The sequence below is a fragment of the Cloacibacterium sp. DMC96 genome (genome assembly GCF_056313765.1).
In genome coordinates this window covers 1,342,204-1,365,799 of the sequence record NZ_JBQUZQ010000001.1, presented here as the reverse complement: position 1 = coordinate 1,365,799, position 23,596 = coordinate 1,342,204, and the positions used below count along the sequence as shown (strand labels likewise).

Sequence of the window (23,596 nt, the reverse complement as noted above, 5' to 3'; positions counted from 1 at the left end):
ATGAAAATAACAATCCATAAAATCATTCTTATATTTTTCGTAAGTTTTTTGGTGGTGTCTTGTCACACCAGACAGAATTACCAAAGAGCTAACGATGTGGTAGACGAAAAACTTTTCAGAACAGATGCCTTGCCAAAAGACAGTCTAAGCATGGCAAATCTCTCTTGGAAAGAAATTTTTACCGATGCTGTTTTGCAAAAACACATCGCCAAAGCTTTAGAGAATAATCTAGACATCAGAATCGCTTTGCAAAATATTGCAAGCGCAGAAGCGTATTTGAAACAGTCAAAAGCAGCGTATCAACCTACCATTTCTGTGGGGCCTGATTATTCTTTTAATACCTCGTCGCTCAATACACAGTTCGGACAAATTGTAGGAGAAAGAAGATACATCAATCAATTTGATATTACTGCAAATCTTGGTTGGGAACTTGACATTTGGGGAAAACTAAAAGGGCAAGAAAAAGCGCAATATGCAGCATATCTGAGTTCTGTTGCAGCGCATCAAAATGTAAAAAGCAATTTGGTGGCTTCTATTGCGACGGCGTATTATCAACTTTTGACTTTTGATGAACAGAAAAAAATCTTCAGCAATACCATAGAAATTCGCAAAAAGAATTTAGAAACCACCAAAGCATTAAAAGATGCGGGAATAGTTTCGGAAGTGGCGGTTCAACAAAGTGAAGCGTTGGTGTATAATGCCGAAGCTTCTTTGGTGACTTTAGACGTTCAGATTCAGATGTTAGAAAATACCATTTCTTTGTTAATGGGTGAACCTTCTCACGAAATCGAAAGAACGTCTCTCAGTACCCAGAATTTTGCACTCAATACAGATGTAGGTTATCCAAGCGCTCTTTTGGCGAATCGTCCTGATGTAAAACAGGCAGAATTTAACCTGATTAATGCTTTTGAACTCACCAATGCTGCAAAAGCACAGTTTTACCCTAGTCTTAGAATTACAGGAAGTACAGGAGTACAATCGGTAGATATTGACAAGTTATTCAGTGCCAATTCTGTTTTTGCCAATGTTTTGGTAGGTTTGGCTCAACCGATATTGAACAAAAGACAAATCAGAACCAATTACGAAGTAAGTCTTGCGAATCAAGAAAGAGCTTATCTGAATTTTAGAAAAACAATTCTGAATGCGGGAAATGAAGTTTCAGATGCGCTGAAAATGTACAATGCGCAGGACCAATTCATCGCTTTTAAGAAAAAAGAATTATCAGCGTATGATAAATCGGTAGAGTTTTCTCAGGAACTGGTGAATTACGGAATGGCGAATTATTTAGAAGTGCTGAATGCCAACGTAAATAAACTGAATGCAGAAATTAACATTGCCAATGCTCAATATACCAAATTACAAGCAGGAGTAGAACTATACCGTGCTTTAGGTGGCGGTTGGAGATAATAAATTGTTTTAAATTTTTTTGTAAAAAGGCGTTCAATTTGTAGAATTGAGCGCTTTTTTATCTTAAAATAAGACTGTTATGGTCTTTTTAAAATTCTTTAGTAAAGGTCATTTATATTTTGTAAATTGCAGAAAGTTAAAATGGTTTGAGATGAGTTTTATTATAGATCAAGAATTTAGTTTTAACACAAATGCTGAGTTAAAAAAATACAAAAAAGATGACCTAATTCACAGTGAAGGAAGTCATTCGCATTCGTTTTATTATTTGGTAAAAGGAGAACTTTCTGTCTTTCACTTTACCGAAGAAGGAAAAGAATTTTTGCAACACAAAGTGTTTGACCAAAGTTTTTTCGGGGAACCAGCTGTTCTGTTAGGGAGGCCTTTTCCGGGAAATGTAGTGGTGACTTCAGAATGTGCAGAAATTTACAAAATCAACAAAGATAATTTCCTCAATTATCTGAAACAAAAACCAGATTTACTCATAGAATTTACCAAGTCTATTGCCGAAAAATCCATCAGCAAGAGCAATTCCATTAAAAATATCGTGTTCCTAAATCCTGAGAACAGAATTTTCAGCCAACTCTGCGATTATAAAAAGCAAAAAAGCTGTGGCGAAGAAAAAATTCTAATAGACATCACCCGAAAAGAACTTTCGAATATGACGGGTCTCAGAACCGAAACCATTATCAGAACCGTTAAAAAAATGGAAAGAGATGGCAAGTTAGAAATCAGAAATGGTAAAATTTATTTCTAGTCGCTGTGATTACAGTCATAGAATAAGTAGTTTAAATGCTCTAATTTTAGGGCATGAAAAATCAAGCATTCTTACTTAAGTTTTCAGTTTTCAGTTTTGTAATCGTTGCGATTTTAGGCGTATTGATGCGCTATAAGATTGCCTTTTCTTTGCCTTTTGTAGAACAAAAACATCTGCAAGAAGCCCATTCTCATTTTGCTTTTTATGGCTTCATCACTTCGTGCATTTACATTTTAGTGGCTCAATATCTAAGCAAAACGGTAGAAGAAATTCAGTTGAAAAAATACCAAATATTGATTAGGATTAATTTTTTCGCTTCTTACGGAATGCTGTTGAGTTTTCTATACGCAGGATATTATTGGTTGTCCATAATTTTTTCCACCATCGCTTTGCTGAATAGTTTTGTGTACTATCTTTTCTTGCACAGAGACCTTAAAAACCTTCAGGAAACCTCCAAAATTTGGTTTTTAGGGGCTTTTTTCTTTGCCGTATTGTCATCATTAGGCGTTTTTACATTGAGTTATATGATGGCGAGTAAAAACGTGGTACAGGAATTATATCTAGCGTCTACGTATTTTTATCTGCATTTTCAGTACAACGGATTTTTTATTTTTTCATGTCTAGGATTGCTCTTTTATCACCTGAAAGAAAAAGGAATTCTAATCAGTTCAACAGAAAACAAAAGGATATTTTGGTTGTTGTTCATAGGTTGTTTCATAGGCTTCGGTTTATCGGTTTTATGGTTGAAACTGCCTGTTTGGATTTATCTAGTCATTGTTTTGGCAACGCTTGTTCAAACTCATGCCGCTTTTGTGTTTTTTAAATGGATAAAAAACCAATGGCCAAAGATAAAAACCACTACCAATGCTTTACAGAGATTTGTTTTCATCTATGTAGGCTTTGCTTTTGCAGTGAAAATTTTATTGCAGTTGGGTTCTGTCATTCCAGTGGTTTCTCAATTTGCGTTCGGTTTTAGAAACGTGGTGATTGCCTATTTACACTTGATTTTATTGATGTGCGTGGCGACTTTTTTATTAAGTCAAGTCATTCAAAATTTTAAAACTAACCCAAGATTAAATGCTGGATTAAAATATTTTCTGTTGAGCGTTTTTCTGAATGAATTTTTATTGGGATTAATGGGCATTTTCTCGATAAAATATGTAGCGATTCCTTTTGCCAATGAATTTTTATTTGGAATCTCTGTACTCATTTTAATCTCCATTCTAATCATCTTCAACACCTTAAAGGAAAAAAACAATTAAACCCCTTACTTTTTTATAAATCCAACAAAGGTTTACTGAATTTCAGTAAGCCTTTTTGTTTTTTGCTAAATTAAAATAAGGAAAGTTGCGACAGAAAAATACTTTGAATTTTTGCTTAACTCCCCATATTGCTATACACATTTTATCTATTCGCCCTTATTCTTTCAGTTGATGTTGTTTACTTTTTCATCTTGTATTCAAATCTTGCAACTTTAAGATTCCATAATCTTAGCGTTTGTTCTGCTGTTAATTTTCCATTTTCATCGCTAACAATGAGTTTGTCTTTGAAGGATTTTATGTATTTACTCCAACGCTTTCCTTTGGAATCATGAAGTAAAAAATAAAAACCTGCGTCCCCAAATTTATTTCCCGAGGAATCCAAAATCAGTTCGTTTTTTTCTCCGACAGAAGGTTTAAGAATGACCGTTGCATTTCCTTTTGGTAATGGAAAAATGGCTTTTACACAAGTAATACCTGAAGGTAGTGTGCAAGTTGTATAAATTCCAGAATAAATGACTTTTCCTGTTGATTGAAATTTTCGCAGCCAAATCGTATATTTTACCTCGTTAGTATTTTTTGCAACTAATTGAATGATTTCGCTGGTAAGATTTTCAGCGGATTGAATGTTTGTTGTTGGAATATTAAGTTGATTAATTCTCTGGCTGAATAATCTATTCACGATATAACCAAATATCTTAAATATAGGATTCCATTTTAAGCTAAATTGTAAATTGTATTCAGATGTATTTTCGTAAAAATCTACAACTTTTTTAGAAAGATTTTTAATTTCATTCTCTTGTAAATTCAAACTCGAAATCGAATCCAACAATCCTTTGTGATGCGAATTTCTACTTATGGTTAAATCTTCCTTTTCGGCTAAATCATAAATAAATTTTTCACCAATTCCGTTTACATTTCCGAAATAACCCATTAACCAAGAATTTTCAAGAGGATTGATTTTTCTTCCATAAGTAATTACCCATTGTTGTGTAAACCAATCCTGGAATTTTTGCATTGTATCTGCTGTATTCATAACGATTCGCTTTGATTTGGGATATAATTTTTTTGGCCATTCCATTCTCCATATTCTGTAAGTGGTTTAAAACGCAACGTGGTAAACTCAAAATGAAAATCTTTTCTTTCACGTTCTTTCATCGCATTAATGTGTCGTTTTGGTTGTGGCATTTTACTGTGTCCACTAACCATATCGGTCATTGCTTTTTGTGTTTTCCAAATTGAAAAAGTTGATATAACATTCGGGTATCGAATAGAAGCCAATGATAAAGTAGTTCCGTCATTGTCTCGAACTTGCTTTTCTACAGGTCTTCCCCAATGAATAAATCTCTGAATTTGTGTGTATTTCATTCTAGCAATCGTAACTGCGACTACTGGTCTATTTTCGTTTTCTAATTCTGTTTCGTGATGAGGAATTTGAAATCCTGAGATTTTTCCCCATTGTCGTAAAAATTCCAATCGAATATGCCAACCTTTTGCGATTAGTTTTCCTTTAGAATGAGATTGCAAAAATTCATTTAGATACTTTTCATCTTCCCATTGAGCGAAAACCACAATTTCTCTGTTAAAAAATCGAGACTTAGAAAAGATGGATGAACCTAACACCATTGCAGACATCGTTTCAGCATAAATCAATCCATTTACTTGTTTTGATTTAATTGACGAAAACATTATTCTGAATGCAGAAATAAAAGATAGTTTTACAAGATGATAAGAAAATATACTCATTTTTCTGTTGTTCTCATTTCCATTTATTTACGTGTTCTACTTTGTCATCAAATTGTGCTGCCAAAGATTTTACTCTTGATTTCAAAAGTAGCTTTCTTCCGTCAATTGTTCTTGTAAAAATCAATTCACAAGCACCTACAAGTCTTTCCCATTGATTTTGGAAATATTCTGCTGCATTTTTGTTTCTTCCAAGTATTTCAGGAACAGAATGATAGTCTTTTTGCTTAACGAAAAGCATAAACCTGTTTTTTCTGATTATCACATATCGTGGGTTATCAACAGGAGCAATGATTTCTTGAAGTGCGTTTATAAAAGTTGATTTATCAAATGTAGTTCCACCTTCTAAATGACAATAAACAGCACCCCAATAGTCAACAGAGGTTTCAACTTTTAATTTTGAATTGTCTGTGCGAATTGCACCTGCTTTTACTAATGAATTTAAAAGTGCATTCCCGATTTGCTGAATGTCTTTTGATATGTCACGGTATTTAAAATATAGTGTCAAGGTTTTGTAAGTCTGTCTTCCGAAAATTAACATACCAATAGTTCCAAGAATTGCAAGGAATAAATAAAGGTCTTGAGTTGTTTTGATATTTTTTGCTGCTCTTCCAAGTCCTTGTAAACTTTCTAAACCAAAGCCAAGCAGTCCTGAGCCTAAAGTGGCTAATAAGTTTTTAATTGTCTTGTCAATGTACATTGACTTTACCGCTTTGTATTCTCTTTCTTCGGGGAATGGAATTCTGATTTCTTCTACAAGGTCTACACCTGTTGCCAATGCTTCTTTCCAGCGCTGCTTCAAACTTTCTCTGTCTCGTGCGTGGGTAAACATTTCAATGTTTTTCCTTTCAGTTTCTTCTGTATGGTGAATATTTTCGGGCAAATTCAATCTGCCAATTCCATTTTCAATTCCGGGTTCTTCTTTGAAAGAAACGCCAACGAAGCTTCTGAAACGTCTTTTTAGTAAGTCAAAATCTTCTCCACCTGTGGGTGAAGTTTTGTCAATACAGACCAAATGCCAAATATTTCCTGTCTTTTCGCTATTTCCGCTTTGGGTTCTAATGGCTCTACCTCGCATTTGATTGGAAAGCACAAACGAACCTACAAAACTTGCCAAGATTAATGAGTTGATTGCTGGAGCGTCCCAACCTTCACCAAGCAAAGATTTTGTTCCTATCAAAACTTCTATTTCTCCACGTTGAAAAATTTGTGTTACTATATGAACGATGTCATGTTTGAGTTGCTCGGTTTGGCTGATTAATATGTAATTGCTGTCAAAAGGAAGGGGATTAGAACTGATTTGCTTAATGCCATATTTTGCAGCTTTTGCTTCAAAAGCAGAGTAAGCACTTACAGGAATGATGATCATTGAACCTGTTAAAACAGCAATTTTCTTATTCTCATTGTTTTCTCGTCTTAATTTTTCAAAAATTGGAATTACTCCGATTTTGTTGAGTTCAAGGTTATTGTCAGGAGCGTTGATATAAAACTCTTTACGGATGAAGTCTGAAAGAATTACTAATCGTAAATTGTTTCCTAAATTCTGATATTCAAAATCAACAATTTCCTTAATACCGTTGAGTTTGCTAATACTTGAAGTCAAAAATCCTGTTACTCTTTTATTTTGGGAAAAATTGATTTGTCGCCTTTCTATTGCCCCATATCTTCTTAATCGGTTTTCAAGCGTTTTTTGATGTTCTTCAAATGTCTTGAAGTGTTCTTTTTCTTTGTAGAGGTAAAAATCTAAAAGTTTTTCAATCCATTCATAATCAAGTTTTGGAATTTTAAATTTCTTATCTCCAATTACTTCCAGATGAGTTTCTGGAATTTCTTTATCGTTGGCTTTTAGGAAAATCAGACAAGCTGAATAATAGGAGAGGTTGTTGTAAATCCAATCTAATTGTTCTATCGGGTTTTGCCAAATGGGATGTTGTTCTATAGCCTTGATGATAGTTTCATCATTTTTAATTTCTTGAAAAAATTTTTCAATGTTTTGTCTGAAATTAACAATGCTTTGGTTTTCTTTCTCTGTTGGTAATGTGAAATAAACGTAATCTTGGTGAGGGCATAAATCACTTTCAATAACCAATTCAGGAACTGAAATTTCTGTATCAACAGGTCCGTTTAAGTCAATGTATCTTTGCCAGTCTGTAGCTGTAACGTCATAGGGAGGAGTGGCTGTTAAGCCAACAATAGTCGGGGCTAATTTTTCTTTGACCTTTGTTAGTGTTTGCCACCATTCATTTTTTAAATGGTGTGCTTCGTCCACTACAATCGTTTTTATTTTTTGTGCTTTTAGTCCGCGTACAATATTTTCAAGATTGGGATTTGTTGCTTTTTCGTTTGTTTTTTCTGTTTTTTCTTCTTCGCTTTCAAGTTCTTCTTCGTCAGTTCTCCAGTTGTTACAAGCTGCATGAAGACCTTGATACGTTACAACGGTCATAAATTTTGGATTGCGTATGTCTCTAGAGATCCAATCAGGGGTCAAGTTGGTTTGAAGGAAAAGTTCACAAAAACGTTGTATCCATTGGTTACGAATTGCAAGGGTAGGAGCAAGAATTAAAGTAGGTTTGTTAAGCCGAATAGCAACTTCAAGTCCTAAAACTGTCTTTCCCGAGCCTGGAGGAGCAATTACGTGTAAATGTCCGTCATTTAGGTGGTCTTGTAAGTCGTCAAGCACTCGTTGTTGGTATTTTCTCCAACTGTATTTAAATTTTATGTCTTTCGGGTATTCTGTCAAAATATTGATATATTTTTAAAAAAACGCTAAACAGTCAAATACAAATGTTTTAATGGTAAAATTCTTACTATCAATAAATTATTTTTTTTGAAAATGACAATAAGAATTTTTTGTGTTAGGTACTCGAGTTTCAGTTTATTAGTTTTAACAAATATAAACAAAAAGCAGAAAATAAAATAAAGGAAAACCGTAATTTTTATCTCGTTGGCTAAGCCTTCCGAAGCCAGGGTAGAGGAAAGAAAATTATCTCCATTAATTAGTCTGTTGAAACGTTTAAAATATTAAAGAGAACGAAAGGACAGAAAATCTCTTGTACATTACAAATCGAGTTGAATTTGATGTCCTAGGAAACCGCAAGCGTTAAAAAAATGTATAACCTTTTCGTTAAAAAAAGTCTGCTGTTTAAGCTCGGCATTCTGCCGAGTGAGTTTCAGAGTTTTTAGAAAAGGTTATACATTTTTAGCTGAGGATTTCCAGACTTGAACTTTTGGTTCTTTTGGTTCAAGCCAAAAGAACATATAATAAAAATAATTTTCCACTTTCGGTGGCTGAGCGTAGTCGAAGTCAGGGTCGGGGAAAAGAAAATCGGTGGCTGAGCACAGACCAAAGGTCTGCGAACGAAGTTCACGAAGCCACACCATAAAAAAAGACTTACTAAAAATCAGTAAGCCTTTTGTTGTGAAAAACCTATGTAATAATTATTGTGGTAAAATAACACCATCTACTACGTGTACAATTCCGTTAGATGCAGGAACGGTAGCAATAATATTAACCGTTCCGTTGATGGTTGGTTTGCCATTCACCATTTTAATAGTAATATTTTTACCGTCTACCATGCCTAAAGATTGACCGTCAGTCATTTGTTCTGTTTTAATCACTCCTACATAAGTGTGGTGTCCTAAAATATCACCCAATTTACTATTGTTTTCAGGTTTTAATAAATCATCAACTGTTCCAGCAGGTAATTTATCAAAAGCAGCATTTACAGGCGCAAAAACAGTAAATGGACCTGCATTACTGAGTGAAGTAGTCAGTCCCGCTGCTTCTACTGCGGTAACAAGGGTAGAAAGATCTTTATTTCCTGCCGCTAATTTTACAATGGTAGGTGCAGAATCTTCGTCTACTACAGCTTCTTGACCACCAGCTACAGTTTCTGTAGAGGTTGAGGTTTCAGTGGTAGCCTCGGTTTTGTTGCATGAGATAAGTCCTAGAGCAACACAAGAAAGGATTAGAAATGTCTTTTTCATATTTTTATAAAATTTTAAATAAAATTACGAGCAAACCCAGTCATGCTTTTATGATTGTAATCATAAAATAAAGGCTTGAAAACGTGAGATTTATCAGAGAATTGAAAAAGAGCTAAATTGATATTTTAAAAAAAAATCTTCCCAAAAGAGGGAAGATCTACAAAAAAACACAAATGATGAAAATTATAAATCTTTCTTATTAAATTTGATATAAGAGAGCAGAAAAGGGACTGCAATCCAAATGAAGAGAATCACCATAGAAATTCCCATTCCGCCACCTGAACCAAAAATATCTTTAAAAACTGCTCCAGAATAGCCGAGCATCGCTGAAATATTGAGTTGCAAGAGCACGAAAATTCGAGCAAGACCAATAGGGTTTATCGCTGCCAATGTCGCCATGATTCCTTCTATGGGATAATCCGAAAATTGGAACATGAGAACCAACAAAATGCCGTCATAAATAATAGCGAAAAACAACCAAACAAAAATCGAAATGCCTATTCCTTTGGCACGGTCTCTGCTTCCAATCGAAGACAACATAGCAAATGCTGTGAAAATAACCGAAAGCATTACTCCAATGATAATAAGCGAAAACCCAGTTTCTAGAGAAGAATAGAGCAAAATAGGAACGCCACAACCAAGCAAATACGCCAGAATCAATGCGGAGGAAAGCCCGATAAAAATATTGAACCAAATTTTACCTCTGGCAATCGGTTGACTGAGCAATAATTCTATAAACTGACTGCTGTTATACACGTAAATCGTAGAAAAAATAATGCTCACAAGTGGAACCACCAATAAAACAATATTGAGTAAACTCAACGTAGCTTTGGTGTAATTGCTATCTAATCCCAGTACAGACCAAGAAATGACAAAAAGAAGTACGGTGTATAATAAGACGATTTTATTTTTTAAAATGTCAAAAAAGATGAATTTTGCGATATTGTTCATGGCTTCATTTCCTTTAAAATACTGATGATACTTTCTGATATTTTCTCGGTTTTTCTTTCGGTCATTAATTCTTCTACAGATTGGTGAACAATGACTTTTCCTTCATTCATGAAAACAATTTCACTCACAATATCATCTAATTCGCTCAAGAGGTGAGAGGTGATAATAATGAGTTTTCCTTTGTTTTTTTCTTTGATGATTTTATTTTTTAAAATTTCAGAAGCAAGTGGGTCTAAACCTGCCGTAGGTTCATCTAAAATAATAATCCCAGGATTGAATAAAAAAGCCAAAACAGCACTTACTTTTTGGGTAGTTCCCCCAGAAAGCGTGCGCATTTTTTTGTCGAAGATACTTTCCAGTTCGAAAGCTTCTAAAAGTTCAGTATCTAATTCGCTTTCAGAGACTTTTCGGGTATCTTTAATCATCTGAATGGTTTGCGCGATGGTCATATTCTCAGGATATCGACCAATTTGAGGCATGTAACCAATATTTTTTCGGTAGAGATAATGTTCTTTTACGCTTTCATTATTGACCAAAATATCGCCATCTTCTACTACATTTAATCCGAGAATACATTTAATAAGGGTAGTTTTTCCGCAACCATTGGGACCAATGAGTGCAACTGAATGCCCATCATTAAAGCGAATATTCACCTCGTTAAGCGCAGTGAACTTATTGAATTTTTTGGTTAAATTTTTTATTTCAATCATAACTTTTTATAAAAATAATTTTTAGAATCACAAAACAGTGCATCATTTCACCATTTCACTTCATCACTTCATCACTTCATCCATCACTTCATCACTCCATCACAACTTCACAACTTCACAACTTTACGACTTTACAACTTTACAACTTCATCACTCCATAACTCCATCACCTCATCACCTTATTAGGTTTCATCTCCGGTTTCTCATCCACAAAATTTTCTGGAGTAAGACTTGGAATTAAGCGTTCGGAACGGTCTAATATCTCCACAAAAAATGCTCTGTACAACAACATAATCATAGGGTTTTGCTCAGAAAGAACGGAATATAAACTCAAGGGATGAAAAGGTACATCGCCAATTTGGTCTTTGTCCAGATCATAACCTTCATATTTGTCCCAATGATTATTTTTAAAAATATTCATCACAAGACTTCCACTTGTGCTCACATCGAAAGTATTATTTTCGAAATTATTCTTCATGAGACGGTTTTCCATGCAATTGGCATTGAGTTTTATACCCCAACCGTTATTAGAAAACTGATTGTTGTAAAGGTCAACTTTAGAAGTGCCATCCATAAAAATGGCTGCGGTGTTGTTATTGAAAATATTGTGCTTGATTTTACTGAAAGTAAGGTCTTTGAGCAAGAGTCCATAAACGCCATCTCCCCAGTTATCGAGGAATTTATTTTTATACATGCCTACATTTCGGCTGTACATTACAGCAACTCCAGCGTCATTATTCTTAAAAATATTTCCGGTGTAGACATTGTTATGCGCGAACATGAAGTGCAACCCATAACGTTTATTTTTCTCAGAAATATTTCTAAAAACAAAGGTGTTGTTGGCTTTTTCTAAGTAAATGCCGTCTTTGTGACCAGAAATGTAATTGTTTTTGATCCAAATTTCTGCACTGGACCAAACGTGAACGCCATCACCGATTAATTCTTGTGATTTCCCTCTATTGGTGGTGATTTTATTGTTTTGAATCAAACATTGATACCCTCTCTGAATGGTAATCCCAAAGTAATTGTTCTCAAAAATATTATTTTTAATGGTGGAAAACTGACTGTCATACAAACGAACAGCTCCTATGTTTTTCACTTCATCTTCCCCAGAATTGATGATTTTAAAACCTTGCAAAAGAATTTTATTGGCTCTTAGTGAAACAATTTCGTACTTCATTTGACCATCCAAGACAGGTCTGCCGATTCCAATCAGAGCAATAGATTTTTGGATGTTGATGTTTCCTTCTCTGTAATGTCCTTTTTGAACCAAAATTGTATCGCCATTTTGAGCTTGAGCAATGGCAGAGTTAATGGTTTTATAAGCCTGATTTTTACCTACCACAAGCGTTTTTGCTGAATGATAAACAAAATTCAGGAGAAAGAAAAAAGATAATATTTTGGATAAATTTTTCAAGATGTTTCAAAAAAATAGGCTTTGCTAAAAATACTAAAATGAACTATTGTATTGATTTTTTTTAAACGCAAAGCAATATAATATCAATATTATTATTATAGTGAGCAAAGTTTACGAATACATTCGTTTAAAGCGTTCGCTTTATCAATTCGCTAGCGAATACCAACTTTGCTTGCTTAATGTTTTTATATTTTTAATAAAAAACTTTGCGTTTCAAAAACATAAAAATTAATCATTTTTATAATGAATTACAATAGAAAATAATCTTTCTCACAAAGCCTAAAAGCTATAAGTTAAAGTGAAATTTATTGTTCTAGGAAGCTCGCTCCTAATTTTTGAGCTTCTTCTTGGGCTTTGGTTTTGTCGATAAATGCAGCTACATTACCATTCATAGGGCTTTTTATGGCACCACCTGTGATAAGAGTTGCTTTTTCTAGTGGGAACAATTCATGGGTAAGAAAATCAGGTACATACAATTTGGCTTGACCTACTTGCTCAACATTTTCGGTGGCATAACTTTGCATACAGTTCAGATCATCGAATTTATAGATTCTGCCTTTTTCTGTAATAAGTTCTGTAGCGAATTTAGGGTCTTCTATTCCCATTTTGCAAAGTTCACACTGGTCTTTCCCGAAGTTTATTTTTTCTGGACCTTTTGGTGAACAGGAAAAAATTACGCCTAAAAAGATGATTCCTAGAATGTTAAATAAATTTTTCATTTTATATTACTTTTTTGGAAGATTTTATTTCTAAATAAGATAAAACAACAAGGATAATTCCTACACCAAACATAATCCAGCCACCAATATCAGGATAAGAATACGCACCGAAATTCAGAAGTTGTTTAAAACCTAAAAGTGGTGGTTGGTAACTCATGCCCGGAACTACAATCGCTGCATTGGGATTAAGGTTATGACCGTAATCGTACTCCCAAAGATAGAAATCTACCATGAAAGCTACTCCAAATATAAGAAATAAAGCCGCAAAGAAATATAGCCATTTCTTATTGTTGAGGAATACGGTGATAAATGCCAACGCTGCAAAGAATCCTAACGCATAAGGTAAAATTTTAAATTCCCAAAAATCTTCCTGATGTATTTCTTTCATCCCGATGTAATGGTTCAGTCCATTGATAATTTCATAGTCTCCTGTGATTTTGTTAGCATGGAGAAACATGCCCAATCCTTCTGGATATTGAGGAGCTTCTAGATAAATGGCCCATAAAGGAACGAAGATGCTGATGATTAATCCAATTCCGCTTGTAATAAGCAAAATTTTAGAGAGTTTAGATAATGAATTGTTTTTCATTGTTTTTAGATTGTAATAAGAAGTTCTTATAGAGTGTAACTTTTGTTACAGAAGTAAAAAAGGGCAGTAGAAACCGCCCTTTTAGAAATTTATTTTGTGACTGCTGTTTTCACAGGGCTTTTAGCGTTATCCGCTTTATTATTGAGGCTGTAAGTAAGAGGAACATTGCTTCCTGCAGGAGAAACTCTTACGTATCCTTGCATTTCTTGGTGTAATGCAGAACAGAAGTCTGTACAATACATTGGGTACATTCCTGCTTTTTTAGGAACCCATTTCAGCGTAGAAGTTTCACCTGGCATAATCAATAATTCAGCATTTTGATTGCCTTTGATGGCGAAACCGTGTGGTACATCCCAGTCTTGTTCTAAGTTGGTCACGTGGAAGTAAACTTCGTCACCTACTTTGATACCTTCGATATTATCTGGAGCAAAGTGCGAACGGATAGAAGTCATGTAAACATGTACTTTATTGCCTTGTCTTACCACTTTAGATTCAGCTTCACCTTTAGTTGCATAAGGGTGTTTATTGTCTGCAATATTGTAGAACTTCACCTGTTGGTCTTTGATAAGAGAAGCGGGAACAGCTTGTGCATAGTGTGGCTCACCAAAAGTAGGGAAGTCTAATAAGAGTTTCATCTTATCTCCACTAATGTCATACAACTGTGCAGATTGGGTTAATTCTGGACCTGTTGGTAAGAATCTGTCTTTTGTAATTTTATTATAAGCAACGAGATATTTACCGTAAGGTTTTTTAGTATCACCACCTACTACCATTAAGTGACCTACAGAGTAGAACGTTGGTTGTCTGTCTAGAACTTTTAATGTTTTAATATCCCATTTCACCACTTCAGAAGAAACGAAGAATGAAGTATAAGCATTTCCTTTTCCGTCAAATTCTGTGTGTAATGGCCCTAAACCTGGTTTTTGAACTTCACCATAAAGGGTAGATTCATATTTTAAGATTGGGATTCCATCATATTCACCTGCAAATTCTTTGTTTTCAATGGCTTTAAGCATTTTGCTAAAGCTGTGTACTGGGATAAGAGCGGCCAATTTACCAGAACCTACAATGTATTCACCAGTTGGGTCTACGTCACAACCGTGAGGTGATTTAGGAGTTGGCATGAAATAGCAAATATCTTTTAATTCTTTAGCAGAAAGTACAGTCACTTCTTGCTCCATTTTAGAGGTAGCAGTTTGAGTTTTTTCATCAAATTTATTGTGAGCATACTGAGTTTTTACTTTTCTACCTTTACCAGCTTTTAGATATTCTTCCGCTTTTTTCCAGTTTACCGCCATGATAAAGTCTTTATCATTTTGAGAAGCATTAACCTCTAATAAAGTATTTGCTTGTTCTGAATTATAGCAAGAGAAGAAGAACCAACCATGAGATTTTCCTTTACCAGCGTGAGAAAGGTCAAAGTTTACACCCGGAGCTTCAATTTGGAATGATAAATTCATATCACCAGTTTCTTTATTAACTCCGATAAAAGAAATCACTCCTTTGAAGTTTTCTTTGAAAGAATTAATAGGAACATCTCCGTTCATGTCATCTGTAGGAACAGCAAAACGAGTACCTGCCACTACATATTCTGTATTTTCGGTAATAAATGGAGAAGAGTGGTTACCAGCAGAGTTCGGCAATTCTATAATTTCCTCTGTTCTGAAGGTTTTCAGGTTTACTCTTGCCACACGTGGAGTGTTATTCGCATTCGCAAAAATCCATCTTCCGTCTTGTTCACCATTCGTTTGAGATAATTCTAAGTGGTGTTGGTCATCCCAAGGAATAAAACCGTGTGAAGTTTCTAACATAGGTTTAGTTTCTTCGCTGAAACCATACCCATTTTCTGGATTTACAGAGAAAATAGGAACTACTTTCAATAATCTTCCGCTCGGTAAACCATAAACGTTCATTTGTCCGTTAAAACCACCACTCACGAAATTGTATACCTCATCATATTTTCCAGGAGCTACATATACTTTTTCTGCGGCGTCACCACTTACTGCGGTTTCTGTACCTTTGGGTTTACAACTGCCTAAAAAAGCTAATGAAGCAAAGGCCGAAATACCAAATAACTGAATAATTTTCATATATTTATTTTTATAGTCTATCTAAATTATTTTGCACCGTCGATTTCTCTCATGTACTCTAGAATTTGTCTTGCTTCAGTTTCATTAAGCCCTTGGTTTGGCATTCTCACTAAACAAATCTCTAATTGTTTTTGTAATTCTGGGTCTACACTAATCATAGGATCTGGATTGCTGATGAAGTTCATAATCCAATGGGGAGTTTGTCTTGTAGTCACTCCTTTCCATCCTGGACCTACTAATTTTTCTTCTGTAGGTTTATGACAAGAAGTACATTTTACCTCTGCCACTTTCTTCCCTTCAGCAGCCATAGCAGCGTCAAATTTGCTCACATCTACGTTGCTTTCGTCATATTTACCTAAACCTCTTTTCGGATCGTATTGTCCTGATTCAGATGATGCGCTACTTTCCGTAGTAGTAGCAGATGTTTCTGTAGATGAGGTAGATGCAGAAGCGTCTGCAGGCTTGTCATTACCACAAGAAACCATCGCGAAAGCCATCATAGGAAGGACTAGAAATTTCAAATTTTTCATATATTTTTATTTTTAATATTAATTTGATAACAAATTTAACGGAGTTTAACAGTTGGGATTTATGACTTGAGTCATAAAATAAACATGACATTTATTAGCAAATTTGCACCTGTAAAACAGAAGAGCATTTTTGTGATTATTTTTAAAAATAATGACTGCTCATATAGTGGACTCATTTCTTTCAAAAAATAGTATTGAATCAATATGAAAAATAATTGGATAATCTTAGCAATGTTCGCTTTCTTGATTTCTTGTAAAAAAGAAGCTGATGCTACACAGAACACTTCAATGATAAGTGATAAAAATTCTAAAGAAGTTTCTTTAAAACAAGAGGCTAAAACATTGACCAATGATAAAGGAGAAACCATAGTGGTAACGTATTTTGCCGAAGGAATCGATTTAGCGATGACCCTTAAAAAGAATGATGAAGAAGAACACAAATTGGTAGCAAAAGGAACAAATCCAAAAGGCGAACCTATTTTTACAGACGGTTTTTATGCTTGGGAACTGTCTGATGATGGAAATTCAGGAAGACTCACAGACAAGCAAGGAAATGTTAGTGTTTTCAAATAAATAGCTTTATTACGTTGTTTAAAAAATCCTCAAATTGATTTCAATTTGAGGATTTTGTTTTTGTTATAGAATGCGACATCAAAGTGCTTTTTTCAAAAAATGGGAGTTGTGCAACGGCTATCTATCTTATCTACTGTTAGAATTGCGGTTTATTAGTCATTTATATGAGATTCTATATCCATTTGTTGATGAAGAATTCTAATAATCTCAATATTTTCTTCTTTAAGATTTATTTTGTAGAATATAAAGTGAGATTTTACGCGTGAACGAAAATAACCTTTTCTGATTTCATTATAATCTTTACCCGTTTTTGGATTTTTCGAAATATATTCGATTTCATCCATAATCAAATCAAAATAATAATCTGCTTGATCAATCGACCATTCTTCAAAAGTATAAAGCCAAATGTTTTCTAAATCAATTTCTGCTTGTTTACTAATTTTGTAATTCATTATTCGGCAGAATATTTTTGATGTAAATTTTGTTTGAATGTTTCTCGATTAAAACTTGCTGAAAATCCAGATTTCTCTCCTTTTTTAAGTTCTTTAATTAATTCAGACTTTTTAGTTTCCTCGTGTTCAAACATTCTTAAAGCAGCTCTTATCACTTCACTTGCAGAAGAGTATTTTCCATTTTTTATTTGTGAATTGATAAAATTGTCGAAATAATCGCCCAATAAAATCGAAGTGTTTTTTGCCATAACAATCTGATTTAAAATTCAAAATCAAATATACCAATTTTTGGTATTTAATCCAAAATTATTTACGCAATATTGGTCAAATCTGTTTGCAGATAAAGAAAAAGTATTGGTGAATTGCGGGCTTAATTAGAACGAAAGTACAGGTTCAGAACTATCGCAGCCAATATTTTTTCAATGGAACTAAACTATTAAAATATGTGGAATTGGAAAATCGAAGATTCTCCGATTCCTTTGAAAAAAATATAAAAACTGAGGAAAATATTGGTGGCTAAAAAAGTAGAGCAGTTCAACTTAGCCTTAAACCTCGCTTAGCTGTAGTTGTAATTTATCTAATTATTAAACCGTAATATCCATCAAATTTTTCAACAATATTGCCTGTTATTGCATCAACTTTTATTACTTCCGTGTTTCCTGAAGGTTTATTTGCTGAATTTGGTTTTTCATTTAGTTTATTATGTACAATGTATACATAAGAATTAGTTTTATCATTATACATTAGTTCAGCATCATCAATTTTAATACCTTTTTTTTCGAATTTTGAAATTGCTATTTGCTTGGCTTTTTCTTTAGTTATGAAATTTTTTGCTTCATTTTTCCATAGAAATTCTGGGATAAACTTTAGATCTAAAGGTTCTATTAATTTAAAATCTTCATCTAATTTTACCCATAAACCATTAGAAATTGGACTTAATTCAGGGTGATTGAATTTATAATGTACCCACATTTCTTGTATTTGCGATAAATCCAATTGATCAATCTCTATTGTTTTTCCGCTTTTATATCTACAATAACTTCCTTCAGTTGCGTTGAAAAATTCTATGAGGTGAGAATTTGTATTTGCAAGAATAATACTATCTGAAATTTTTATGATTTCAGATTTGTTAATTTTCTGAGCAGCTAAATTAAAGCTACAGAACGAAATTAAAATTAAATAAAATACTTTCAATTTTTCTTTATAGGACAGCATTTGTGGTACAATTACAGCTAAAGTTTCGGCGGATTTGCGAAGTACCGAGAAGGAAGTTTATCTCGATGTCGCGGATTTGTAATCCGTGACTATTACTCTTTTATAATTATCTATGCTCAATGCGGATTTGTAATCCGTGACTACTATTATTTTACTAGATGTTTTGTAATCCGTGACTATTTCTATATTTTGTGGTTATCCCAACCCATGAAAACGACTTCGACATCTAAAGCACTATCTAAATCAGCATAATTTCTTGCAGAGCTAAAATAATAATTTTCTGCTTCCGTTACAATCTTTTCTTTTACAGGATTTTCATGTATGTACTTTATTTTTTCCTTTATCCAATGGTTTGAAAAAATTTCTTCTGCATGATAGCCATCTTGCCAAACTTTGTATTGCTGTGGTCGTGATAAATGTTCGCAAGCTTTGCTAAAATACTCTAACAGCCATTCTCTTCTGCTTTCTGGTTCGTCTTGTATGGTTTGGATTATTTTTTTAGAAGTATATTTTTTAAAATCTCGCATAATTTCTGATAATGTTAAATCTCCATCTGCTCTGCAAAATAAATGCAAATGACTGTGCATAAGGCAATATGCAAATACAACAAGTCCTTTATTTTTTTGACAATACTTGAGTGCATCTATGATTAAATGTTTTTGTGGTAGTCTTGTGAATACATCTACCCAACCTTCTGTGGTAATAGTAATGAAATATGCCTGTGAAATTTCAGTGGCTTTGTATTTGGTTGACATTATTAGTTTTGAGTAAAAATAATAAAAAAACAGCAACAAAGAAGTGGCTGTTTATTTAATGATTAGTCATCTATTATTTTTAGTATAGTCACGGATTACAAATCCGCGACATCGGGTTAAGCTTTGCTCATTAGAGATTTCCAAGGATTTCATTAAACACTTCTCTTATAGGATTAATAGACCTAAATTAAATAAGTTTCAGCGCTTAGTAAAGAATAAAAGAAACTAAATTTTATTTGTTTTTTTTTATAGAATATGTTCTCTGTAGTTTTATTCATTTACTTTAATTTTCTTAATCCAAATACTTCCCACACCAGGAGATTTCCATCCAGTAATCATAAATTCGTTCTTGTTGGTTTCAAAAACTTTATTAGAGGAAAATCTCTCATTATTAAAATCATCAGCACTTTTCCATGTCCAAATTAAATTACCATTGTTATTGAATTTTGTTAATGATGTATAGTCATAAGCATTATAGTTAGGATAATAAATTTCATGCATTAAACAAAACAATTCATTGTTCTCATTTATTTTTATATCTCTTCCTTGATAGATAAAATCTTTTCTTGAAGGCTGTTTGTTCTGCCATAAAATTTCACCATTCAAGTCTAACTTTAATACCCACTTCTGCTTATCAGTAAAACCACTTGTTCCACCATAAAATCCCTGAACATATATATTATTTTCCTTTAATAAAAAATTTTCAAAAGAGTCGTCGCCGCCATAATCACCATAATACTTTTCGTACAACTTATTACAAACATCATCATTAATAGTTATTTTCTGAATTAATCCATCATAAGTAACCAAAGCATCAGTTTTTATTTTGTCACCATTATAAATATCAAAAACGCTACCATCTTCAGAATAAGTCATTCTATTGAATACAATATTATTTGTTTTTAAAGTTTTATGTAATATGATTCCACCTTCATTATTTACCCATAACTCTTCAATTTCGTATCCACCGCCTGTTATTATTTTAATTAGATTATTTTGATATTTATAACCCAAAATTAAATTAGCTTGCACCCCGTTTAGATCAATTACAGGATATTCCTTTTGCCATATTAAATCACCATTATTTGGATTTATTTTTGTTATTATAGTCGCTTTTTGGTTACCTGTTCCTGTTATTACTGCAATATTATGATCTGATAAAAGTTGTATTTTATATGTGTATGGAGAAGGCGAATCTTGAATTAATTTACTCCAGATTAAATTTCCATTTAAGTCTATTTTATGTAATTCTATTTTTTTTACCCCTGAATATTGTTTGATTTGCCTAGTTAATAAAAATAAAAATGATTTTGATTCATCTAACTCACTGTCCATTAAATATATAAAACTTCCGTTTTCAGGAGTAAGTCCTATATCTTTATCTAATATATTTGAAAATGAAATTTCCTTTGTTATTGCTGAAATCACATCACTATATTTAATAGTATTGTTTTCCGTATAGGAAATCTTAAAAAAGTATTTAGTATTAGATGTCAAATCACTAACTTGAATATTGTTTGAATTATTTAAAACAATTTTTTTTTCACAATTTTGTAAATCAAAATTTTCCGATTTGCTATATATTAAATACTTTTCACCTGAAATATTTTTTATATTATAATCCAAAGAAATTGAGGTTGCGGTAAAATTTAAAATAGACAATTCTATTGAACTTTTAGTGTCAATATTGTTGTCATCTCTATTACATGAGATCAAAAATATAAAAAGAAATAATGATAAAAGTTTAATTTTCATTTTATGAAATATTTTGTTGGTCGTGAGTTTAGGGAAAATTACAGATAAAGATTCGGCAGATTTGCGAAGTTCTACGAATGAAGTTTACTTCCGTTCGTGGGATTCTGCAAATTTCCATCAGAGGTTAGAACCCACATAGCCACTGCTGTAAAATTTTATTGTAATTATGTTATAGATTTTAAGTTTTGCTTATTAGTTTTATACAAAGTTAATAAAATCAAAAAGATTATAAAATACTGTTTTCCTTTTTTATTAAAAAATTTAAAGTGTAAACTTTGATCATTGGATATTCTAAAGTGTTTTATTAAAAATGTATGATTAAATCTGCCTCATTATTGTAAATAAAGTTGCAATTGACGTCCTAGGAAACCGCAAGCGTTAAAAAAACAAAGTTTCGCTGATTCCTTTGAAAATAATAAAATGGTTGAGGCAATTTTTGGTTCTTTTGGTTCAAGCCAAACCTAACGCAGTGGTTCGACGAAGTCAAAAGAACATACAAAAAAATCATCGCTACCTTACAATTCCTTTGGAGTGGTTTTCAAACCATCACACCAACCTTCTCAAATGCTCTACAGCTTTCAAAATCGTTTCAGGCTTTTTACTAAAGCAGAATCTAATCATTTCCGTGTTTCTTTGGTCTTGGTAAAACGAACAAAGCGGTATTGTGGCAACTTGGTATTCTTTCGTGAGCCAAATGCAGAATTCCTTGTCAGGTAAGTTAGAAATGTTCTCATAACTGGCAATCTGGAAATAACTTCCCTCGGATTTTTCTTTAAATGTAAAAGGCAAATCTTTAAATTGAGCCAAAAAGAAATCTCTTTTTTCCTGCAAATACTGTTGATTTTTTGGAGCGTCAAAAACCTCTAAATATTTCGCCAAAGCATACTGAGCAGGAGTATTTACACTGAAACTGATGTACTGATGCACTTTTCTAAAAGCTTTGGTCAATTCTTCACAAGCCAAAACATACCCAACTTTCCAACCCGTGAGATGAAACATTTTCCCAAAAGAAAAGATGGCAAAACTCCTATGTCTAAGTTCCGCATGATGAAAAACACTGTAAAATTCAGCGTTATCAAAGGTAATCAAATCATACACTTCATCGGAGATAACGATGATGTCGGTGTCTTTGATGAGTTGATAGAGTTTTTCAAAATCTTCTTTTCTCCAGATTTTTCCCGTAGGATTATGCGGGGAATTGATGAGGATAGCCTTTGTTTTTTCAGTAATTGCCGTTTTAATTTTTTCAAAATCGGGTAAAAAATCTTCGTTCAAAGAAACCAAAATAGGCTTTGCGCCATTCATTTCAATAGAAGGAATGTAGCTGTCATAAGCAGGTTCCAGCACTATCACTTCATCGCCCATTTCTAAAATCGCAGAAAGCGCGGTGTAAATTCCATAACTCGCTCCTGGCGTAATCGTAATTTCCGAAGCAGTAAAATCTATCGGATTTTTTCTGGCATAATTAAACGTGATGAGGTTCTCTATCAAAGCAGGAAAACCAAAACTGGGAGCGTATTGATTAAAATTTTTATTTGTTCCTTCTGCAAGAAACTTCTTCAAAGCCTCATCGATGTCATCATCAGGAAAACCTTGAGACAGATTCACCGCTCCAAATTGTTGGGCAAGTGCCGTCATTTCAGAAAAGATGGTAATTTCGGCTCCGTGATGTTTTATGGGTAATTTCATTTCGATAGTTTATTCAAAAATAATCTTTTTTCCCTTTGAAAAACCTCCTTTTTTACCAAATCTTCACTTGGCATAACCGCACGAATCCTTTCGTGTGGCTTTTATTATACCAAATTTTTCCTGTGAAGCCACAATAGATAAAAATAATTTTCCACATCGGTGACTGAGCGTAGCCGAAGTCAGGGTCGGGGAAAAGAAAATTATTTTCACACACTAGTAGCTTAGCAAAGACCAAAGGATTGCGAACCCATCCACATCCAGAACATCTCCGATGTTCCTTAGTGCGCTCAAAAACACAATCATTTCACTCCCTCTCCGAGAACTTTGTGATAGAAACTCTCGCACTCCTTCACAATTCCTCAACTTTACGATTTCACCTCGCCGCCCCTCACCCCTAATCCCTAATCGAGAACATCTCCGCTGTTCCTCAGAGCCCTCAAAAACAGAATCATTTCACTCCATCTCCGTGAACTTTGTGATAAAAAAAGGCTGTTTAAATAACAATTTCCACCTCGCTTCAGAGCGAATGAATTTCGCCAACTTAGCTCACTTAAAAAAGTAATTCAATAATAAAAACCTTTGCGTTTCAAAAATAAAACAAAAGAGCATAAAAAATAATTTTCATACACGGCGGCTGAGCGTAGTCGAAGCCACAACACAAATAAATACGTTCGAAAAAAAAAATTTAAAACACACGCTTCGTCAATTCGCTAGCGAATTCCTACTTTGCTTCCTTAAAAACATAGGAATAATAAAAAATCTTTGCGTATCAAAAATAATTCTCCCACTGAAACAGATTCCTAATCGTGAGCAAAAAACATAACCATGTCATTCTGAACGAAGCGTAGAGTAGTGAAGAATCTCTTCATCAAGAAAAATATTTCAACTTCACGACTTCACAACTCACAACTTACGCCTTACGACTTCACAACTCATCAACTTTACAACTTTACACCGTATCCCACACCGTCACCTCATTTTCAAATTACCACATTTTCAAA

21 protein-coding genes are annotated in these 23,596 nt (G+C 33.5%); 4 read left to right on the top strand and 17 right to left on the bottom strand.

Annotation, left to right across the window (positions count from 1 at the left end):
- From ACT53I_RS06070 to ACT53I_RS06060, 3 genes are all read left to right on the top strand, one after another.
- Entirely contained in the window at positions 1–1,407 is a 1,407-nt protein-coding gene (locus ACT53I_RS06070) for a TolC family protein (protein WP_476078895.1), read from the top strand.
- 151 nt (positions 1,408–1,558) lie between these two features.
- Positions 1,559–2,161, top strand: a complete 603-nt coding sequence (locus ACT53I_RS06065; RefSeq protein ID WP_104793564.1) for a Crp/Fnr family transcriptional regulator — start codon at positions 1,559–1,561, stop codon at positions 2,159–2,161.
- 53 nt (positions 2,162–2,214) lie between these two features.
- Positions 2,215–3,423 carry a hypothetical protein gene (locus ACT53I_RS06060; protein WP_476078894.1) on the top strand — a complete coding sequence of 403 codons (1,209 nt, stop codon included), beginning with the start codon at positions 2,215–2,217 and terminating at the stop codon, positions 3,421–3,423.
- A gap of 178 nt (positions 3,424–3,601) precedes the next feature.
- Here the strand turns inward: ACT53I_RS06060 and ACT53I_RS06055 are convergent, their stop codons facing one another.
- From ACT53I_RS06055 to ACT53I_RS06005, 11 genes are all read right to left on the bottom strand, one after another.
- Positions 3,602–4,456 (bottom strand): hypothetical protein, encoded by an 855-nt coding sequence (locus ACT53I_RS06055; RefSeq protein ID WP_476078893.1) that lies wholly within the window; start codon positions 4,454–4,456, stop codon positions 3,602–3,604.
- Complete coding sequence (locus ACT53I_RS06050; protein WP_476078892.1) at positions 4,453–5,166, bottom strand: hypothetical protein; 714 nt, start codon at positions 5,164–5,166, stop codon at positions 4,453–4,455. Before ACT53I_RS06050 ends, ACT53I_RS06055 begins: the two co-directional genes overlap by 4 nt.
- A gap of 13 nt (positions 5,167–5,179) precedes the next feature.
- Complete coding sequence (locus ACT53I_RS06045; protein WP_476078891.1) at positions 5,180–7,903, bottom strand: DEAD/DEAH box helicase family protein; 2,724 nt, start codon at positions 7,901–7,903, stop codon at positions 5,180–5,182.
- Positions 7,904–8,601: 698 nt separating this feature from the next.
- Entirely contained in the window at positions 8,602–9,150 is a 549-nt protein-coding gene (locus ACT53I_RS06040) for a fasciclin domain-containing protein (RefSeq protein WP_069796456.1), read from the bottom strand.
- 183 nt (positions 9,151–9,333) lie between these two features.
- Entirely contained in the window at positions 9,334–10,101 is a 768-nt protein-coding gene (locus tag ACT53I_RS06035) for an ABC transporter permease subunit (protein ID WP_476078890.1), read from the bottom strand.
- Positions 10,098–10,811: an ABC transporter ATP-binding protein gene (locus ACT53I_RS06030; RefSeq protein WP_476078889.1), complete on the bottom strand. Its 714-nt coding sequence runs from the start codon at positions 10,809–10,811 to the stop codon at positions 10,098–10,100. Before ACT53I_RS06030 ends, ACT53I_RS06035 begins: the two co-directional genes overlap by 4 nt.
- A 166-nt stretch (positions 10,812–10,977) precedes the next feature.
- Complete coding sequence (nosD, locus tag ACT53I_RS06025) at positions 10,978–12,228, bottom strand: nitrous oxide reductase family maturation protein NosD (protein WP_476078888.1); 1,251 nt, start codon at positions 12,226–12,228, stop codon at positions 10,978–10,980.
- 305 nt (positions 12,229–12,533) lie between these two features.
- Positions 12,534–12,947, bottom strand: a complete 414-nt coding sequence (locus ACT53I_RS06020) for a nitrous oxide reductase accessory protein NosL (protein ID WP_476078887.1) — start codon at positions 12,945–12,947, stop codon at positions 12,534–12,536.
- A gap of 1 nt (position 12,948) precedes the next feature.
- Positions 12,949–13,536 (bottom strand): hypothetical protein, encoded by a 588-nt coding sequence (locus ACT53I_RS06015; protein ID WP_476078886.1) that lies wholly within the window; start codon positions 13,534–13,536, stop codon positions 12,949–12,951.
- Positions 13,537–13,625: 89 nt separating this feature from the next.
- Complete coding sequence (gene nosZ / locus ACT53I_RS06010) at positions 13,626–15,626, bottom strand: Sec-dependent nitrous-oxide reductase (RefSeq protein WP_476078885.1); 2,001 nt, start codon at positions 15,624–15,626, stop codon at positions 13,626–13,628.
- 26 nt (positions 15,627–15,652) lie between these two features.
- Positions 15,653–16,156: a c-type cytochrome gene (locus tag ACT53I_RS06005; RefSeq protein WP_476078884.1), complete on the bottom strand. Its 504-nt coding sequence runs from the start codon at positions 16,154–16,156 to the stop codon at positions 15,653–15,655.
- 204 nt (positions 16,157–16,360) lie between these two features.
- On the opposite strand from ACT53I_RS06005, the gene ACT53I_RS06000 reads away from it, so the two are divergent.
- Positions 16,361–16,729 carry a hypothetical protein gene (locus ACT53I_RS06000; protein ID WP_476078883.1) on the top strand — a complete coding sequence of 123 codons (369 nt, stop codon included), beginning with the start codon at positions 16,361–16,363 and terminating at the stop codon, positions 16,727–16,729.
- A gap of 152 nt (positions 16,730–16,881) precedes the next feature.
- Here the strand turns inward: ACT53I_RS06000 and ACT53I_RS05995 are convergent, their stop codons facing one another.
- From ACT53I_RS05995 to ACT53I_RS05970, 6 genes are all read right to left on the bottom strand, one after another.
- Positions 16,882–17,181, bottom strand: a complete 300-nt coding sequence (locus tag ACT53I_RS05995) for a type II toxin-antitoxin system RelE/ParE family toxin (RefSeq protein ID WP_476078882.1) — start codon at positions 17,179–17,181, stop codon at positions 16,882–16,884.
- Positions 17,181–17,429 carry a type II toxin-antitoxin system ParD family antitoxin gene (locus ACT53I_RS05990; RefSeq protein ID WP_104793574.1) on the bottom strand — a complete coding sequence of 83 codons (249 nt, stop codon included), beginning with the start codon at positions 17,427–17,429 and terminating at the stop codon, positions 17,181–17,183. The genes ACT53I_RS05995 and ACT53I_RS05990 overlap by 1 nt, the downstream gene beginning before the upstream one ends.
- Before the next feature lie 325 nt (positions 17,430–17,754).
- A complete protein-coding gene (locus ACT53I_RS05985; RefSeq protein ID WP_476078881.1) occupies positions 17,755–18,396 on the bottom strand; it encodes a hypothetical protein in 642 nt (213 codons plus the stop codon).
- Between the two features lie 182 nt (positions 18,397–18,578).
- Complete coding sequence (locus tag ACT53I_RS05980; RefSeq protein WP_476078880.1) at positions 18,579–19,151, bottom strand: REP-associated tyrosine transposase; 573 nt, start codon at positions 19,149–19,151, stop codon at positions 18,579–18,581.
- A gap of 270 nt (positions 19,152–19,421) precedes the next feature.
- Positions 19,422–20,906 (bottom strand): hypothetical protein, encoded by a 1,485-nt coding sequence (locus ACT53I_RS05975; RefSeq protein ID WP_476078879.1) that lies wholly within the window; start codon positions 20,904–20,906, stop codon positions 19,422–19,424.
- A 546-nt stretch (positions 20,907–21,452) separates the two neighbouring features.
- Positions 21,453–22,595 (bottom strand): methionine aminotransferase, encoded by a 1,143-nt coding sequence (locus tag ACT53I_RS05970; RefSeq protein WP_476078878.1) that lies wholly within the window; start codon positions 22,593–22,595, stop codon positions 21,453–21,455.
- Positions 22,596–23,596: the final 1,001 nt, after the last annotated feature.

What these genes read in the sequence shown, in the direction of transcription:
- ACT53I_RS06020 (WP_476078887.1), bottom strand. Translation starts at nt 12,947, where the DNA reads ATGAAAAATTTATTTAACATTCTAGGAATCATCTTTTTAGGCGTAATT.
- ACT53I_RS06030 (WP_476078889.1), bottom strand. Translation starts at nt 10,811, where the DNA reads ATGATTGAAATAAAAAATTTAACCAAAAAATTCAATAAGTTCACTGCG.
- ACT53I_RS05985 (WP_476078881.1), bottom strand. Translation starts at nt 18,396, where the DNA reads ATGCTGTCCTATAAAGAAAAATTGAAAGTATTTTATTTAATTTTAATT.
- ACT53I_RS05980 (WP_476078880.1), bottom strand. Translation starts at nt 19,151, where the DNA reads ATGTCAACCAAATACAAAGCCACTGAAATTTCACAGGCATATTTCATT.
- ACT53I_RS06035 (WP_476078890.1), bottom strand. Translation starts at nt 10,101, where the DNA reads ATGAACAATATCGCAAAATTCATCTTTTTTGACATTTTAAAAAATAAA.
- ACT53I_RS06060 (WP_476078894.1), top strand. Translation starts at nt 2,215, where the DNA reads ATGAAAAATCAAGCATTCTTACTTAAGTTTTCAGTTTTCAGTTTTGTA.
- ACT53I_RS06000 (WP_476078883.1), top strand. Translation starts at nt 16,361, where the DNA reads ATGAAAAATAATTGGATAATCTTAGCAATGTTCGCTTTCTTGATTTCT.
- ACT53I_RS05970 (WP_476078878.1), bottom strand. Translation starts at nt 22,595, where the DNA reads ATGAAATTACCCATAAAACATCACGGAGCCGAAATTACCATCTTTTCT.
- ACT53I_RS05990 (WP_104793574.1), bottom strand. Translation starts at nt 17,429, where the DNA reads ATGGCAAAAAACACTTCGATTTTATTGGGCGATTATTTCGACAATTTT.
- ACT53I_RS06015 (WP_476078886.1), bottom strand. Translation starts at nt 13,536, where the DNA reads ATGAAAAACAATTCATTATCTAAACTCTCTAAAATTTTGCTTATTACA.
- ACT53I_RS06005 (WP_476078884.1), bottom strand. Translation starts at nt 16,156, where the DNA reads ATGAAAAATTTGAAATTTCTAGTCCTTCCTATGATGGCTTTCGCGATG.
- ACT53I_RS06065 (WP_104793564.1), top strand. Translation starts at nt 1,559, where the DNA reads ATGAGTTTTATTATAGATCAAGAATTTAGTTTTAACACAAATGCTGAG.
- ACT53I_RS06050 (WP_476078892.1), bottom strand. Translation starts at nt 5,166, where the DNA reads ATGAGTATATTTTCTTATCATCTTGTAAAACTATCTTTTATTTCTGCA.
- ACT53I_RS06040 (WP_069796456.1), bottom strand. Translation starts at nt 9,150, where the DNA reads ATGAAAAAGACATTTCTAATCCTTTCTTGTGTTGCTCTAGGACTTATC.
- ACT53I_RS05995 (WP_476078882.1), bottom strand. Translation starts at nt 17,181, where the DNA reads ATGAATTACAAAATTAGTAAACAAGCAGAAATTGATTTAGAAAACATT.
- nosZ (WP_476078885.1), bottom strand. Translation starts at nt 15,626, where the DNA reads ATGAAAATTATTCAGTTATTTGGTATTTCGGCCTTTGCTTCATTAGCT.
- ACT53I_RS06070 (WP_476078895.1), top strand. Translation starts at nt 1, where the DNA reads ATGAAAATAACAATCCATAAAATCATTCTTATATTTTTCGTAAGTTTT.
- ACT53I_RS05975 (WP_476078879.1), bottom strand. Translation starts at nt 20,906, where the DNA reads ATGAAAATTAAACTTTTATCATTATTTCTTTTTATATTTTTGATCTCA.
- ACT53I_RS06055 (WP_476078893.1), bottom strand. Translation starts at nt 4,456, where the DNA reads ATGAATACAGCAGATACAATGCAAAAATTCCAGGATTGGTTTACACAA.